This is a genomic window from Mitsuaria sp. 7 (genome assembly GCF_001653795.1).
Taxonomy (GTDB): domain Bacteria; phylum Pseudomonadota; class Gammaproteobacteria; order Burkholderiales; family Burkholderiaceae_C; genus Roseateles.
On sequence record NZ_CP011514.1, the window covers coordinates 451583 to 466295 of the forward strand.

The following is a 14713-nucleotide window of genomic DNA, read 5'->3' on the forward strand; positions in this document are numbered from 1 at the left end:
ACCGACCTCCAGGCAGCCGTGAACGAAGGCGCTAAGCAGCCAGAAGAGCTGTTCAACGTATTTCGGCGCGGTGCCCTTTGGGATGCGTTTCAAACCGCTTTTGAGGCGTTCAATCTCGTAGCCAGGGATGAGCACTGCGACCTCATGAATCGTTCGAGGGTCAGCCATCAGCTCGCCGAGCGATTTGACCGGGTCCAGCGGGTTGCCCCCAGCATCCTCTTCCACTCGTCGGACCCGCGGGATGACCGACTGCTTCGGCAGCGTGCAATTGCCAGCCCAACGAGCTGTCTCGTCGGGTGAACCTCTTGTCGGACGAGCTCATCCGAATGAAGGCGAGGTTCTTCTGGGCCTGACCAACCGCTTCTTGCAGCGCAGAAGCGCTGAGGCTTCCGGGTGAGTCCGGTGCCTTGCCTGATGTCATCTTGGCGTGGAGCCAGCGCGTGCGACGTTCCGCAACTGAGATTTCCAGGTAGTCGAAGATTTCCTTGCGGTCATCGCCGCAGATGAGTGCAGAGGCCGCCTTGGCGATGTCGCCCGAGTCCTCAATCCGCCGAAAGCTGGACTCCTGGGGGTAGGCAGCAAAGCCTGCAGGTTCATCTCCCTTCTCGGAGGTTACGCCGTCCAGGTCTTTGGTCGATGTCAGGAACGAGATGAGCTGGTCTACAGCCACCTGAACATCGCCCGAAGCGTAGGCACCGTCCGCCGAGTACAGCGCGGTCGCCCCTGTGAAGGAAACTCGCATTGCATGCAGTCGGTTGACGAAGTCCAGGAAGGGCTCGCTCGCGCCGGTCTTGTCGACAAACTCGCCTAGACGAGCGCCAGTAGGTGAGCGGACTTGGCAAGAGTCTGAGCTCACCTCCAACCGGAGAGTCAGAGCCGGACTCGTGGGAATCTTTCCCTCGAATGTTCTTGTGCCTGTTGGCCCGAGCGCGGTCGGCGACACGGTCGAGGGCAGCAAGTCGATAGGAACATCGAACGCGTCCAGCAATTGCTCTTCAGTCTGCACGGCGTCCGCATCTGTTCCTGCCTTCCAGGTGAACTCTTCGCCGTAGCCCTCTTCTCTGAGCACCGCATAGTCCAGCTGAAAGGACACGGGCGTAAGCTTGGCCATGTCGGTCCGCTTGGCCATCTGCGCAAGGAGCTGGTTGCTTAGCTTCGTTGCCTTTGCCTCCACCTGCAGCGCGGCGACGCAGTTAGCAAACCATTGGATGAGCTTCGCCTCGGGTACCCGCGAGGAGCCAACACGCACCGTGTGCTTTTGCGGCATGACGTACACCGCCGAGCCGAGACCTCTGGTCAGAGGCTGCCGTGTTCGCATAGTTCCCGGTACGGTCTGGTGGAGACCAAGACTGGAAATCGCAGCAGACACATCGTGGGCCTCCACCGTCTTTCGACGCATGCCAGTAGTTGCACCAGAGATGAGCCGCATCGACAGCTCCTCGATGCGAGTCGTATCTGCGGTGCTGGCCGTGGGAACGAACGGGTTGAGGAAGTGCGCGTCTTCGAGCGCGGATACATCGGCGAGTGGGGTGAGTTCTAAGGACATGCCATCCTTGCTCGCGAAGAGATATCCGTCCTTTAGCGTGCCCGTCTGGTCCGGAATGAACCCTTCCAACACAACCGCATGAGGATAGGAAACGTCCTGCAGCAACGAGCCGGCGGCCACCGTTGAGCGCGTGACTGCAGGTTGGACGTAAATGGAGATGAACACTGTGACGGTCTGTCCCGATGAGGCTAGAGCGGTCGCGAGCCGACCCACCTCTAGGAAGCCGTCTGCGGCCAACCGCTTGTGGATGCCCAGTGCATCTGCAAGTTGGGGTTGCATTCGTTCGAGGTCCCGACCAGCAGCTCGAAGGACCTGTTCTACTTCAGCCGCGCCCAGTCGCTGTTGGAGACGGTGGAAGGTGCCGCTGCGGCTGAACTTGAGCCGCGGCACGACGCTGTTGGTCCACTGCTGAATCGCCTCGGCCGGCAGAGTCTGCACATAAGGCGGCTGCGCCACCACGGGCGCGGCACTAGCCGCTGACGCGGCCTTTGTCTTAGTGCTTGCGGTCTTTGGAGTCTTGAGGGCGGGAGTCTTCTTCGTAGCCACTAGTTCGCTTCCATGTCCAACGGCTGCTCTGGTCCAAGTCTGGACCCCGGCCGGGCAGAGGCACGGCTGCTCGCCGCGGGTTCCGCATCAGGGCGAGCTGTTCCAGACGTCCAATGTCGAAGTTATAGGGTGCCGTCCAGCAAGTCGAGCATCAAGCAGATGTGATGCTCTAGCTGCAAAACCTTGTTGGTCCCCAGCCCGGGGAAGTGGCTCGCAGCGACGTGATTGGTGTACTCGTCCAGCGCGAAGTTCGTGCCGAACTCTTTGGGGCGAGCCTTGGCGGCCCTCACGAGCTTGCGAGCAGCCTGCAAGAACTTGTCTTCCGTGCTTCCGACATCCTTATCGGTGTCGTCGGACACGAAGTGCTCAATCCATACGTCGGTAGATTTGTGTTTGTAGATGGCGTGAATAGCCACGGCGGCAGGCTGGCCGCCACCTGGCGTGAATGCTGAGCCGATGGACGCGTAGTCGCCAAAGCCTGCCCAGCTCGAGCTGAAGGTCTTGTGTCGGTCCGTGAAGAGCTCGGCGCCGTCGTAGTCGGAATTGCGGTCCAACTTGTTGAAGTAGTCGCGGATGTCGACACGTTTGTTAGAGGGCAGGAGCTTCTGCTGAGCCGTCGTCATCTTCTCGTTCAAAACGATGTGGAACTTGACGTCCGCATGGGCCGCAAGCGTCTTGAGTTCAGCGTCAGCAAGCGACGGGCTTGAGTAGGCCAGTGCGACCTCTCGGTTCTCAAAGCGCTTGAGGAACGAAAAAACATGGGCAAGCGTCGTGGTCGAGACGCATCGGAACGTTGGCACGATGGAGTCGTGCTCATCGACCACCTCAATGATTTCCTTGAGCCAAGCCTTCGCCTCGTCCTTCGGCTTCAGCTCATGCTTGTCTGGATTGAGGATGACAGCCAGCGCTTGGCCAGCCTTACCGAATTCCTTGATGCACCTAGCAAGGTCTGTGCTCTTGCGCTTGACCGGCTCGATGACCGGCAACAAGGCGTCCAGCGACCGATGGTCCTCCAGCATCGCGCGCAGAGCAAGAAATTCGGAACGACGTCCGTAGACGAAAGGAAAGTACATGGAGCCTCCCATCGCGTATTCGTTACGCGATTTAATATTTAGGAGGCAAATGTAATTGGACTAAACGGACGCGGCAAGCGCTGCTAACAGACGTTGGCGCTGTGGTCGAGACAATGGTGTCTCATAGGCCAAGACTCGCAGGCTCTGAGGCAGGGAAGACACGAAATCCACCGTCTCTGCGTCAGTCGTGCGTGCGCGCATTGAGGAAACAAGCACCTTGTGAGCTTGCTCGCTCGTTAGACCGCAGAAGAGCTGCTCGTAGTGCTGGGAGAGAAGCCCATTGGGCATCGCCGGTTGCGGACCGATGTGCTTGTGCACGGCGTCCATGTACTCCTGACGACGCAGCATGCGGAAAACTACCGCGGTCTCAATCCGAGAGACGTCGCGAACCGACTTGCGTATTTCGCGCAGGCTACCCTTTTCGGTAAGGCAGAGGATGCCAACGCGGTCGTCTACCAGAGACGCATAGCGTTGAGCGAGGTCCGGATGCGTCACAACGTAGACGCTGTCGAAGGCTCGAAGGTACGCAGGGGTCTGGGTGCTCAGGCGCCGGTGGCTGTCGTATTCGGTCTTGACCTCGTACGCCGTGGAAGTGCCGTTGAAAATCGCCACGTCAATGATGGAGCCCGCCACGCCGAGCTCGATGCTCATGCTGGAAGTGCGCGGACTGTGCCGACCGAACACTATGCGGTTAGCGATGGCCGCCTTGTAGACGTACTCGCAACGGAAGCTTTGACTCAGCTCAGCAAGCGACGCATCGAAGAGGTCCGCCACGACGGCTTTGCGACTTGCCGGCCGCACACCGAGCCCCGAGAGCTGCTTCACGACACGCGCTGCCGTCCCCCGGCGTGCGATGTCATCAAGCACGGGCCGGGAGAAGATGCGGGCAATCAGGCGGGAGCGTTCGGTTTCGGTCATGGAAGTGGGCGGTGGTCGCTCAATCTCCTGTGTAGGAACGACCGCTTAAACGCGCCGACCTGGCGGCGCAGCCGCGGAGTGTAGCTTTTCGAGCGTGCTCAGAGCCGGAGCTGCTTATCTTTGCGGCACCGTCCTGCGGCTTCGCTCACGACGCGAACTCGGCTGACGAAATTTGGAGACCCCTCAGGTCAAGGCGTTTGCACAAACCTCACGCTGCTCAGGAAGTCATGAACCATGAGGCATGCCAGAGCGAGTAAAGCCGCGAACAAGCACCAGAGAGCGAGCAACGTCAAGGAAAGCGCAGTTCGATTGCTCGCAAAAACGCGATGCAGCTGGCTCGACACAGTCAAGAACGCGAGCAGCACCAACGCTGCGATACCAAGGGAAAGTAGCGCAAACACTATCGTGCCCACGAGATTTGCCACGTTCAGTTTTCCGTCAATGGCGATGAGCGTGGTGGTCACGGATGCGACCGAAATTCCGACAACGGACAGGAGGTCCGCGCATATGGCTAAGCGCTCCTTCGCATTGCCGAACTTTAGAGTTTCATAAATTGTGCGCATATTTCGAGTGAGGGGCCGAGGGCGCTGGTTCTCTGCGAGACGAGCGATACCAATCATTTTAGGTCCGCTCGGACGCCTCGGTAGTGCGTGCAATTGGCAAATTCGATTGAGACAAGGGAAGACCCTTGGATTTAGATGTCGGAATTTTCCTCGGAATTTCGGCGTGACGAGCGCGCCTGCTTCAACGTGACGACTAGCCAACGCTTTCGTCTAAGAACCTGGTCAAACTAGCGAAGTTCAGGGGTGCAAGTGCACGCATTAAGGTAAAAATCGCTGGTATGACAGCAATCGACAAACAACTAGGTGGAGGAAGTGCCAACGAAACGGGGACGTCTCCTTGGCTCCTAGTGTTCAGCGAAAAGTACTTCAAGTTGCTTGCGACCACGTGGGCTGCCGCAGTCGTGATGGCAACGCTCTTCGCGGTCAACTACCACTTCGGATTTGTGAGAGGCTTCGGCTTCCCAGAGGTGGCGTTTTCAATGGACTGGCAGAACATAGCGCTGCTGGCTCATCGTTCGTTGCTCTCTGTGTGGGGCAACTACATCTTTCCACTCATAGACGAGCCCGCTTTCATCGGCTTATGCGCCTTCGTCGGGTTCCTGGCAGTGGTCTTGTTCTTCTTGAATAACCTGAAGACTCCCAAGACTGGGCTGTCGCCGCGGCAGCATTGGTGGAAGGATTTCTTGACCAAAAAGTGGGTCATTCGGCCCCTCGTAGTGGTCTGGAGCGCGATGACCGCGGTGGTTCTCTTCCGCGCAATTCTGTTGACGCTCGCTCTCTTCCTGGTGTTGCCCTTGGTCGCCTACAAGAGCGGCAAACTTGATGCAGCGAAGTTCTTGAGTAGCCGGCCCCGCTGCGATGCGGCCCTCCAAAAGGGCGATGACCCCTGCTCGACGCTCATCTTGAAGACGGTTGATGCGGCGGGGAAGGATGCTGTGGTCACCTTACGGGGTCGCGTCGTTGTCGGCAACGAGAAATGGATTGGGTTGGTGACCGATACGGAGTCCGTGGCGCTACCGATGACGATGGTTCGGTATGGCATCGCGGTGGAACCTGCATCGGTAGGCCGTAAGCCGTAGGCTCATCAGCGGCCAAGGGAAATCGAGCGCTGGTCCGGAAGATTATTACGACAGATAGGCTGTAGCAGCGCGAGGTGAGGCCATAGGGGCCTGCACCTTCGGGTGCTCCAGTGAGTTGTCAACGTCAGAGCTTTAGGAGGCTTGGAGAAAGAATGATTGAAGGCGTTGATATCGACGAAGTGGAGTTCAATGACATGGGCATTGGTGTCTGGGCGCTCAAGCCCGGCGCCAGGCTGCGCATGTCGAGGCTTGCAAAGACGGTGGTGCTGGCCGGCCCGAATGGCGCAGGCAAGACGCGCATCTTCAACATGTTGGTGAGCCTTGGTCAGAAGATTCAGCCCGCAGATGCCGTTAAAGGCAGTCTTGCCTATCTTCTGCAAGCTGAACATGAGCTTGAGAGTCGAGTCCTTGAAGTGTCTCGCCAGAGGGCGAAGTATCCACCGCAAGCGCTCAGCTTGGTGGAAGCGGAGCGTCAGCATCGCGATGCGTTCAACAAGGTGGCCGACATCCAACGCGGGATTCGACACGCGACGGTGCTCCAGCGGTCAAGTGGAGAGGTACCGAGTTTCGTAAGGTTCGTCCCCAAGGTTACCTCCTTGCTCGACCCGGGAGGCTTCACCCTGAGCGACATTGCCGGACGGGCCCAGCGGCTCTCGAACAGTTCCGAAACGGCGGAAGCGCTTGCTCCGTCTTACGCCTTCAGCGTGCTTCGGCAGGCAAACGATGCGGAACTAAAGCGACGCCGGGATGGTGGGGGTGGTTCGTCTGATGCTGAGCTTCGTGCGCAGGCCTTGATAGATATTCTTGGCCGCCTTCTCGGTGCTGAAACGGCCGTGACGGTCGAAAACGACATGCTCTTGATTGGTGGATTTGCGCCCTCGCAAGGTTCTCTGTCGGCGGGTCAGCAGGTCTTGTTCCAGTATGGCTGCATGCTGCACGCCCAACAGGAATACTTGCAAGACAACATCGTGCTGATGGACGAGCCGGAAAATCACTTGCACCCGGCCGTGCTGGTGCAGGTCATGACCACTCTCGCGTCCATCTTGAGGCACGGTCAGTTGTGGGTTGCGACGCATTCGGTGCCCCTCATCGCTCATCTGATGTCGCAGGACGACGACTGTCTTTGGTTTGTGAATGATGGGACTGTGACGCGTGCCGGCCGAAATCCTGAGGTGGTGCTGGAAAGCCTACTTGGAGGGCCTGAAGGGACGAGGAGTCTCCAAGAGCTCATGCAGCTTCCAAGTGCTTATGCGGCGACGCGATTTCTGGGAGAGTGTCTGGTTGCGCCTGGAACCGTAGGGCCAAACATCAAAGACCCACAGATGCTGCAAATTCGGGAAGTTCTGCGGCCGCTGGCTGAAGCAGCTGCGCAGAGCGGGCGTCCCCTCCGAGTACTTGACTTCGGGGCAGGCAAGGGCAGGTTGTTGGCTTCGCTTCGGGAGACCTATCCCGACGCCTCCCGATTGTTCGACTACATCGCGCTAGACGACAGCGCTAGGGACCGGCCCGAATGTGTCCATCAGATTGAACTGACTTACGGTAAGCAATCAGCAGCCGATGTCTCGGGCAGATGGTTTGAGAACATCTCGAGTCTCCGAGCTGGTTTGGATGAGGGGAGTTTTGATGTCATCGTGCTCTGCAACGTGCTCCACGAGGTTCATCCCGACCAATGGCTCGGCGACTTCTCAGTCTTCGCAAGCTTGCTGCGTACCAATGGCGCGTTGCTGGTGGTTGAAGACTATGCGTTGCCGACCGGGGAGCTTGCGCATGAGTTCGGTTTCTTGCTGCTCGACCAGCTCGAGTTGAAGCATCTGTTCCAAGTATCGGAGGCCGATAGGGACCGACACCTCTTCTTGCGCGCTACGCCTGACAAACCGCCCCACAAGGACCGCTTGGTGGTGCATCTGATTGGCAGGGAACTTTTGCAGCGAGCATCGCGCGACAGCCAGGCTGCGGCTATCGGTGAGCTCAAGAAGCGAATGATGAGCGAGGTCCGAAGGCTCGTGCAAAGCAACTCGGACAAAAGCGTAGTCGGGAGAGACTACGCGAGAGCTGCCCAACTGCTTGTGAACGCGGAGCTCTGGCTTGAGGCGCGCGGCCGTACGGCTCAGTAGGCTGCACAGCAAGTGAGAGCAAAGGTCCGATGGAGCATTTGAACTTTGAAGAATGACGCAATTGTTGGGAAGGCAACATCAGAAGTGGAAAAGCCTTCGTCCAGGCTGCTTGTGCGACTTGCAGCTGCGGCAGATGCGCGCGGCCAAGTGCCGCCCGACGTACGCTCGTTTTTAGATGACCTGAAAGCCGCGAAGGGATACACCGGAGAGCGCCTGGATGTTCTGCCGAGAATCGGTGAACTGCTGTACGCGCTCAAGCTCTCAGGCTTCGACATCGTTCCTTCAGGTCGCAGCGATGACGCGCCAACGAAAAGGACCATCCGTGTGGAATGGGACAAACGGATGGTGGCGTACGTCCCCTCAGACCCTTTTGAGCGGCGGAACGACCTCATCGGGTTGTGCTACTTTGAACCAAGTAGTGGACTCACCCCACAGGTCGTGCCTGACGTGTTTGACCTTCAAGACTTCGCCAGGCAGCGAGGTGTTCCTGAGGGCCACGTGGTTCTTCGGAGGCACAGTGGAAATTGGTACCTGCGCATTCAGGATTTTGGGACGGCACTCACGCTCATCCGCGGTCACGCTGAAAAACTGGATGAGCGACATGCTGCTCCAGTTGCTCGCGGTTCTCGAGCTTCTCAAGGGGCTCCAGCACCCATGGAGCCTCGGAGGTACGAAGAAGTGCGGAGCGCATCGACGTCTCGCACCCTTCGTGACTACCTTGAAGAATTCTCTGGCCATACTTCGCGGGCTGGTGTGGAAGCGGGAGAACGGTACGTGGAGCATGGCCTCATCGTGGCCGCGCTGGAAACTGCAGTCCACGCCACAGGTGCGGTGAAAAGCTCTACGGCCGTTGACCTCGCCTGTCTGCGGAAGGACGAGATTTTGCTCTTTGAGGTGAAGACGTCGTCTACCACCACGAATGTCTACACCGCGGTGGGCCAGCTTCAACTTCATGGACAAAGCATCTCCTCAGAGTTCAACCTCAAGATTCGTCGCCTGATGGTTCTGCCTGAGTTGCCTCGTGCTGACTTCATCCGGAACATGCCCGCCCTAGGAATCGAGCTGGTCACGTTCGAGAGGGTGGACGGTCGCTACAAGTTCGCAGGCTTCATTGGCTAAGCAGTTTGGTTGCATCCGAGGACTTGAAGACTGGCGAAACAAGCATGGTGCCAACGAAGTGCGCGGCGCGGCAGCCTGAGATGCAAGGCATCGAACCATGGATTGCACGACATGTGCGGCAGGTCGCGGGCACCAGGCTCTATTCAAGGGAAGTCGGCGCCATCGAGAGACTCATCAGACAAGCGAGGAGAGAAGCTGATGGCAGAAATCGAAATTTGGCGAGGGGACATCGTCCTTGTTGACCTGAGCGGAGCGCTCGGCGGCGAGAAGAAGAACGATGCAAGCATTGGGGCTAGACCTTGTGTCGTCGTTCAGAACGACGGCGGGAACAGAGCATCTCCGCTCACCATAGTCGCTCCACTCAACGACGCGAAGCAGTACAAAGGCTATCCAACGCAGGTTCAGGTGACTCCTCAGGATGGCGTGCAGAAGGATTGCATCGTGGACTGCGGGCACCTAAGAAACATCGACCGCGACGCGCGGATTCAGAAATGGCTCGGGCGTCTATCGGCTGCAGCGATGACGCGTGTGAACGAAGCGCTTAAAGCGAGCCTTGGGTTGTGACTCAAAGCAGACCACGCTTCGTCCTTTAAGTGATGCATGCTTAGCTCAGCCAACCGCGTCGTTGGGTTGGGTGGCAAGCGGTCGGAGTTTCGTCACCCAATCAATGCGAAGTCCCCTTTCCGGAACTAGGCGTTGAGGGAAGTGTGCTCGTCACCGGATAGCCTGCGCAGAATCTGACGGACAGCGTGTTGAGGTGGCTTCGAACCAAGAGGTCGGTTTTTTCCCCCGAGGTGGCGGTGACGACGCACGCGGCGAAGCAGCCCACGCTCAGCGGAACGTAGAGTCGTAGCGTCCATTTGGAAGAGACCTCGGCTCGAGGCGCATGCTCATCTTTGCGCTCAGCAATGCGGTCTTGAACAATGATGGAGCCGCCCGTCGCCATCAGAGCAAGCGTCAGGAACGCTCCCGTCAGCACAATCAGACTTGCCACATCCTGGCATGGTGTGCCTACCCACGGTTCGCCATAGCTGAACCACAGCAGGGATAGCGTGACCGATGAGAAGCACAAGATGTGCGCCAGGAATCCGAGAACTGGTGCAAACAACCAGCTGTCGAGGTCAGGGGATATGTCGGCGCCTTGAAGGAGCACTGCGGTTGTGGTCAGGAAGCCGGCGGAGGCCAAGATGAATGGATGAACCTTCCAGGCGTGGGTCCAGAGGTCATAGACAGCACTCTTCGCGGCGGGCACGCCAGCCATTGAGAGGCCAATGAGGAGGCCTGAAACCAGCAGGCCGGGGACGCCATGGTGCACGGCTTCGTGAGCTAGTCTCTGGAGGGCGATGACAACGGGGTGGTTCCAGAAGCCTGATTCAGCGGACATGGATAAAGAGCCTTGCTACACGGTGCCATCTGGGAGGAAAAGATGGGACGCAAGCAGCCGAGGCAATTACTGAAAGACGATGGGCTGGCATTTTTGTTAGCGCTACAGGTGCTCGCGCTCTACTCCACCTTGCTTGTCGTGATGTTTGGCTCGCAGGCGGATGCTGTGTTGCTGTGGCTGTGGCTAATCTGCCTCATGGCACCCGGGGCGGTCGTGTTCGGAGTTGGACTCTTAAGCTTCGTGCTAAGTCGCCGACGGTCGGCAAGCCTGAGGCGCTAAGTCTTGAACCTGCTTGACGCCTTGAAGGACTAGAAACGACCCATCGGAACCCCTAGCCTCGCTGCTTGTTCAGTACGTCAAGAATCGACTGCCAGCGGCCTGACTTCTGCCAGCGGTGATACGCGATAGAGACGCTCGTGTGCGGGATTCCTTCTGCGTACCTTGTCTCGGTCCAGGATGTACCCGCGGTGAGCTTGGCCAAGATGCCGTCAACGATGAGCCGCTGGTCGTGCACGTTGCCGGTCTTGCCGTCATGGCTTCCTCCACGGGAGAACAGCGGGGCAATCTCAGACCATTCTGCGTCGGAGAGCGCAGACGTTCGGTTGCTGTGGAGCTTGATGGAATCGTCCTTGGCCCGTAGCGGTTTCAGTCCGCTGGCCACAACTTCCATGGCCTCATGGAACTTGATGACCCTAGCATGTTCGTTAGCGAACTCAAACGGCTCCTCGCGCGGTTCTAGCGAAACGACAGCCAGTTGCGTGACATAGAAATTTCGAGCGTGCGCGACTCCGTGCACCACCATGTGCGACCAGGCCTTCGGAAGCTGCAACCCCAAGCGGCCGTGAGTGGCGCTGGCGTAGATGCTGTTCCACATCTCCCGTGCCGATGGAAATGAGTACGCCCAGGACAGTGGTTCGACAATCGTTGCCTTGTTGCTGGTATCGGCGCTGTACCGGTACGACGCGACCATGGCCACCACGCCAAAGCCGCCCGCCTGCGACGCGTCACCCGAGTACGTCACCACCGACTCGAGCGACTTACCGCTAAATGCGAGGTCGAACACGGGGTCGTGCGGCCGCAGCATCGCGCGCATGAGCACCAAGGCCGGCACGACAACGCGCATCCCGTTATGTATGAAAGCCCAGGCGTCGTGAGCCGTGTCGCCGTTGAGGTCCATCGACAGTGCGCACGCGTACTCTAGGAATGATGCCGGTCGCCACTGCTCGAACTCGCTCTCAACTCGCATGCGGTCTCGCTTGTTATCGGGCAAGCCTTGGAACGTGAGGTTGTCTACGTCGATGCCTACCCTCATGCGGCTCGTGCCCGTGCCGTAGGCAACAAAGCGGCCATCTACTCGCTTGATGCCCATAACAAGCTCGGCGCCGGCATTGCTTGAACGCTTGTAGCGATTCCTCATGCGTTTGACCTCTCAGCCGCTTGGGACAGCATCAAGTGGGTGTGGCCGGTTGACCGCCTGCACCGACGGTGCCGCGGACGCTGGTGCGACGTCGACGTTGACGCCTACCGGATTTGCGTAGCGAGGACTCCGTCGCCTTGAAGGCGGTGAGTACCGCGGCGGTCGCAGGGAATCTGGACCGGTCGTGCCGATAAGCCGACCATTGGCCCAATGAGCTCATCATCTCGGTGACCGTGGTGAGCCTGCCTTCGCGCGCAGCAGCCTCGATGAGGCCCGACACGAGGCTCGCGACCTGAGCGTCCAGTGCGGCGTAGTCCCGAGTCCTCTTGCCGCCTGGCTGGTACGAGAACGTGCGGGGCTGGTCAGTCGAGTGCGCGAGGAAGGTGCGCAAGAGCACGTGCTTGAGCGGGCTGAACGGGCCAGAGCTGCGGGGCCGAACCATGAGAGCAGGCCATGAGTGACTCGGACGACCAAGTCGGCACCCGAGTTGGTCCAGCAACTCATGACCATACAGGGCGCCGAGGTCCTTGGAGACCTGGGCGCTTGCCACCGTCCCCCACTTGGCCACGAACCCTGTGGCGTGGGCAACCAACTGGTAGACATGCTGCCAGTCGTCATGCCAGTCCCGAGCCTTGTTCATCACGGATGCGCTGAGCACCGCTACGGGCTGCAGGACAGTTCGTGGAAGTGGCGCCTGCATGGGTGCTCCCGATTGATATTGGGGGATGTCTCCCTCGTACGCGCGGGCCGACTGAGCCAGGGCGACGTCGCTCTCGTGAAGCGCCGTGCCATGTTTGTGGCAGACGTAGACGGCAGGTAAGGAATGAGACCGATGCCAGTAGCTCTCGCCGAACCGCTTGATGTCCACCGCGACGCACCTGGGGCAGTAGCGGAGTGCGTTCACACCCTGTGTGGCGGCCTGGACGAGAGCAGCGGAACACCTCGCGTCATCTCCCGTGTCCGCAAGCGCTCGCCGTTCCTGCTCGCGCGCCAACGCTGGTGGTGCATGCGAAGTAGCGTAGGGGAAGATGGTGTGCTCCCAAAGCAGCTTGTCCGCAGAGACATGCATCGCGCTGGCCAATCGAGGGATGTCGACCGGAAGGAAGAACGAAAGATTGGACATGTTCCGCCCGAAGACCTCTCTCAGCAGCCGCTTCTGCGGGAGCGCGCAGCGGATGATTGCGCGCATGACCACGCTCCCGGCTAGCTCGTCGGGGTAGGGCTTAGGCATCGTCATTCGACAGGGACGAGGGTCTCGATATCACGGACCATGTTGAGCTTGATGAGCTCATCCAGAATGGATGCCGTGGACTTGGATTGCGCCGAAACCTTCGCCGCATTCACGACCGCGTTGCGGTAGTCCAGCGGTCGCTCCTCCAAATTCAACGCACTAACCGCGGCTTCGAGCTTGTCGACCTTGTTGGGACTTTTGGCCTTCGCTTTGCGGAGCGGCGCGGTCTCGTTCTTCGCCAACTGGACAATCGCTTCGAGCATGTCTTTGGCCGTGCCTTCCGCCGCGACTTCTTCAGCCGCTGCCTCCGCGTCCTTCTCGTTCAAGCCCAAGACGCGTGCGGCACCCTCGAGGCGAGCGCGGAAGTCGGGGTTTCCGGGACGTGTGGATGCTGCAGCGTTGCGCTTGTCGCGCGAGAGGTACCGATTCATCATCCGCTCGACGTAGTCGGCGATGTCGAACGGCGCCAAGTCCGGAAACTTCGCCATTTGCTTGGGGGACCGGGAGGCCAGCGCGCCCACCATCTCATGTACGAAATGCATGTCCTTTTTGTAGACATCAAGCAGCAGCGCTTCTGACAGGGTCTCCGTCTGGTCAAGCATCGCGCGGACCTGAGCGATGACGAAGAGCTTCAACGCGAGGTCGATGATGCCTTGGCTGCAGTCGTAAATCGTGTCGTAGAGCTGCGGAGTCAGTGCCACCGGATTCTTGACCCACTGATAGGTCCAGAGCCGGTCGATGAAGTCATGCCATTCGCCAGGCTCGTCGATGAGCTTACCGTCCTCTTCCTTAGACTCCCACTTCGGAAGTGGAGACCAGTCCCCCAGCCCCGGGCCGATAGAGCGCCTGGCTTGTCGGAGGTCCAGCTTCATGATTCGGGACGCTTTGTTGGTGCCTACGTAGAGCTGCGGAATTTTTCCCACGTTGCAGAGCGAAACCAGGTCCGTCATCATCACCTGCTCATCGCCGCCCTTATTTGTGATGTTCTGAATTTCGTCTACGACCAGCAGTCCGAGGTAGTGCTCGTTCATCAATCGGCTCGCGATGTGCAGCAGCGTCTTTCCACTGTGGCGGCCCTTGGCAACGTACTTTTCGTAGTAGTCAGCATCGGGGATTAGCGAGTCGAGCTGAGTGATGATTTGGACGGCTAAAGCTTTGAAGCTCGCCCCATCCCGCTCCATCTCGATGTGCAGATAGGTCACCTGGAAGAAGTGAGCCCTAGGGTGGTAGATGACCTGTGGATAGCGCGCCATCACCCGCCGAATGGTGGTGCTCTTTCCCATGCCTGGGATGGCCAGAAGAGCTTCTGAGCTCCCCATCACTACGGTGTGATGGGTCTGGCGAAATGTGATGCCCTCTCGCTGCAGCTTGTAGATTTCCTGGAAGATTGCCGCGTGTCCACGCGACTGTGGCTTGCGGCCGACTAGGCCTGCTCGGAGTCGCGCATCCAACGTCGTGGCGAGATAGATGTGTGAAGTCATGGGAAACATGACGTTCATCAGGCCGAGCAGCTCCTGGATTCGCTCAAAGTTTTTCCACTCGCGCTGCTCGGAGTCGAATTCGGGATAGAGCTCCAGTGACTCAAAGATTTCGTCTTCGTCCAGTGCGACGGGTAGAGCCTCGATTAGCGGATTTCCCTGAAAGCGCTTGATGCGCTGAGGCTTGTAGTTCGCGACCTCCACGTGGGGCGGGAGCAAGCTCAGGTCCATCTCGATGGGCATTT

At 59.0% G+C, this 14713-nt stretch carries 12 protein-coding genes; 4 read left to right on the top strand and 8 right to left on the bottom strand.

Going from position 1 to position 14713, the window contains the following annotated elements; translation table 11 throughout:
* Positions 1-160: 160 nt before the first annotated feature.
* The 4 genes from ABE85_RS02100 to ABE85_RS02115 form a co-directional block, all read right to left on the bottom strand.
* On the bottom strand, positions 161-1984 hold the full coding sequence (locus ABE85_RS02100) for a hypothetical protein (protein WP_157521855.1): 1824 nt from the start codon (positions 1982-1984) through the stop codon (positions 161-163).
* Positions 1985-2214: 230 nt separating this feature from the next.
* Complete coding sequence (locus ABE85_RS02105; RefSeq protein ID WP_067281640.1) at positions 2215-3165, bottom strand: sce7725 family protein; 951 nt, start codon at positions 3163-3165, stop codon at positions 2215-2217.
* 60 nt (positions 3166-3225) lie between these two features.
* On the bottom strand, positions 3226-4083 hold the full coding sequence (locus ABE85_RS02110; RefSeq protein ID WP_067269652.1) for a sce7726 family protein: 858 nt from the start codon (positions 4081-4083) through the stop codon (positions 3226-3228).
* Between the two features lie 188 nt (positions 4084-4271).
* A complete protein-coding gene (locus ABE85_RS02115; protein WP_157521857.1) occupies positions 4272-4547 on the bottom strand; it encodes a hypothetical protein in 276 nt (91 codons plus the stop codon).
* A 377-nt stretch (positions 4548-4924) separates the two neighbouring features.
* Here ABE85_RS02115 and ABE85_RS02120 point away from each other — a divergent pair, with 377 nt between their 5' ends.
* The 4 genes from ABE85_RS02120 to ABE85_RS02145 all read left to right on the top strand — a co-directional run bounded on the left by ABE85_RS02120 (position 4925) and on the right by ABE85_RS02145 (position 9522).
* Complete coding sequence (locus ABE85_RS02120) at positions 4925-5725, top strand: hypothetical protein (protein WP_157521859.1); 801 nt, start codon at positions 4925-4927, stop codon at positions 5723-5725.
* 152 nt (positions 5726-5877) lie between these two features.
* A complete protein-coding gene (locus ABE85_RS02125; protein WP_067269655.1) occupies positions 5878-7839 on the top strand; it encodes a methyltransferase domain-containing protein in 1962 nt (653 codons plus the stop codon).
* Between the two features lie 45 nt (positions 7840-7884).
* Positions 7885-8958, top strand: a complete 1074-nt coding sequence (locus ABE85_RS27290; RefSeq protein ID WP_157521861.1) for a hypothetical protein — start codon at positions 7885-7887, stop codon at positions 8956-8958.
* Between the two features lie 198 nt (positions 8959-9156).
* Positions 9157-9522, top strand: a complete 366-nt coding sequence (locus ABE85_RS02145) for a type II toxin-antitoxin system PemK/MazF family toxin (RefSeq protein ID WP_067269661.1) — start codon at positions 9157-9159, stop codon at positions 9520-9522.
* A gap of 100 nt (positions 9523-9622) precedes the next feature.
* On the opposite strand, the gene ABE85_RS02150 is transcribed toward ABE85_RS02145, so the two are convergent.
* The 4 genes from ABE85_RS02150 to ABE85_RS02170 form a co-directional block, all read right to left on the bottom strand.
* The gene (locus tag ABE85_RS02150) at positions 9623-10342 is read right to left on the bottom strand and encodes a hypothetical protein (RefSeq protein ID WP_067269663.1); all 720 of its coding nucleotides are present in this window, start codon (positions 10340-10342) and stop codon (positions 9623-9625) included.
* A 331-nt stretch (positions 10343-10673) separates the two neighbouring features.
* Entirely contained in the window at positions 10674-11759 is a 1086-nt protein-coding gene (locus ABE85_RS02160; protein WP_082938235.1) for a transposase, read from the bottom strand.
* Positions 11760-11790: 31 nt separating this feature from the next.
* Positions 11791-12996: a TnsD family Tn7-like transposition protein gene (locus ABE85_RS02165; RefSeq protein ID WP_082938236.1), complete on the bottom strand. Its 1206-nt coding sequence runs from the start codon at positions 12994-12996 to the stop codon at positions 11791-11793.
* Positions 12993-14711, bottom strand: coding sequence for an ATP-binding protein (locus tag ABE85_RS02170; protein ID WP_067269670.1), 1719 nt, complete (start codon positions 14709-14711; stop codon positions 12993-12995). The genes ABE85_RS02165 and ABE85_RS02170 overlap by 4 nt, the downstream gene beginning before the upstream one ends.
* Positions 14712-14713: the final 2 nt, after the last annotated feature.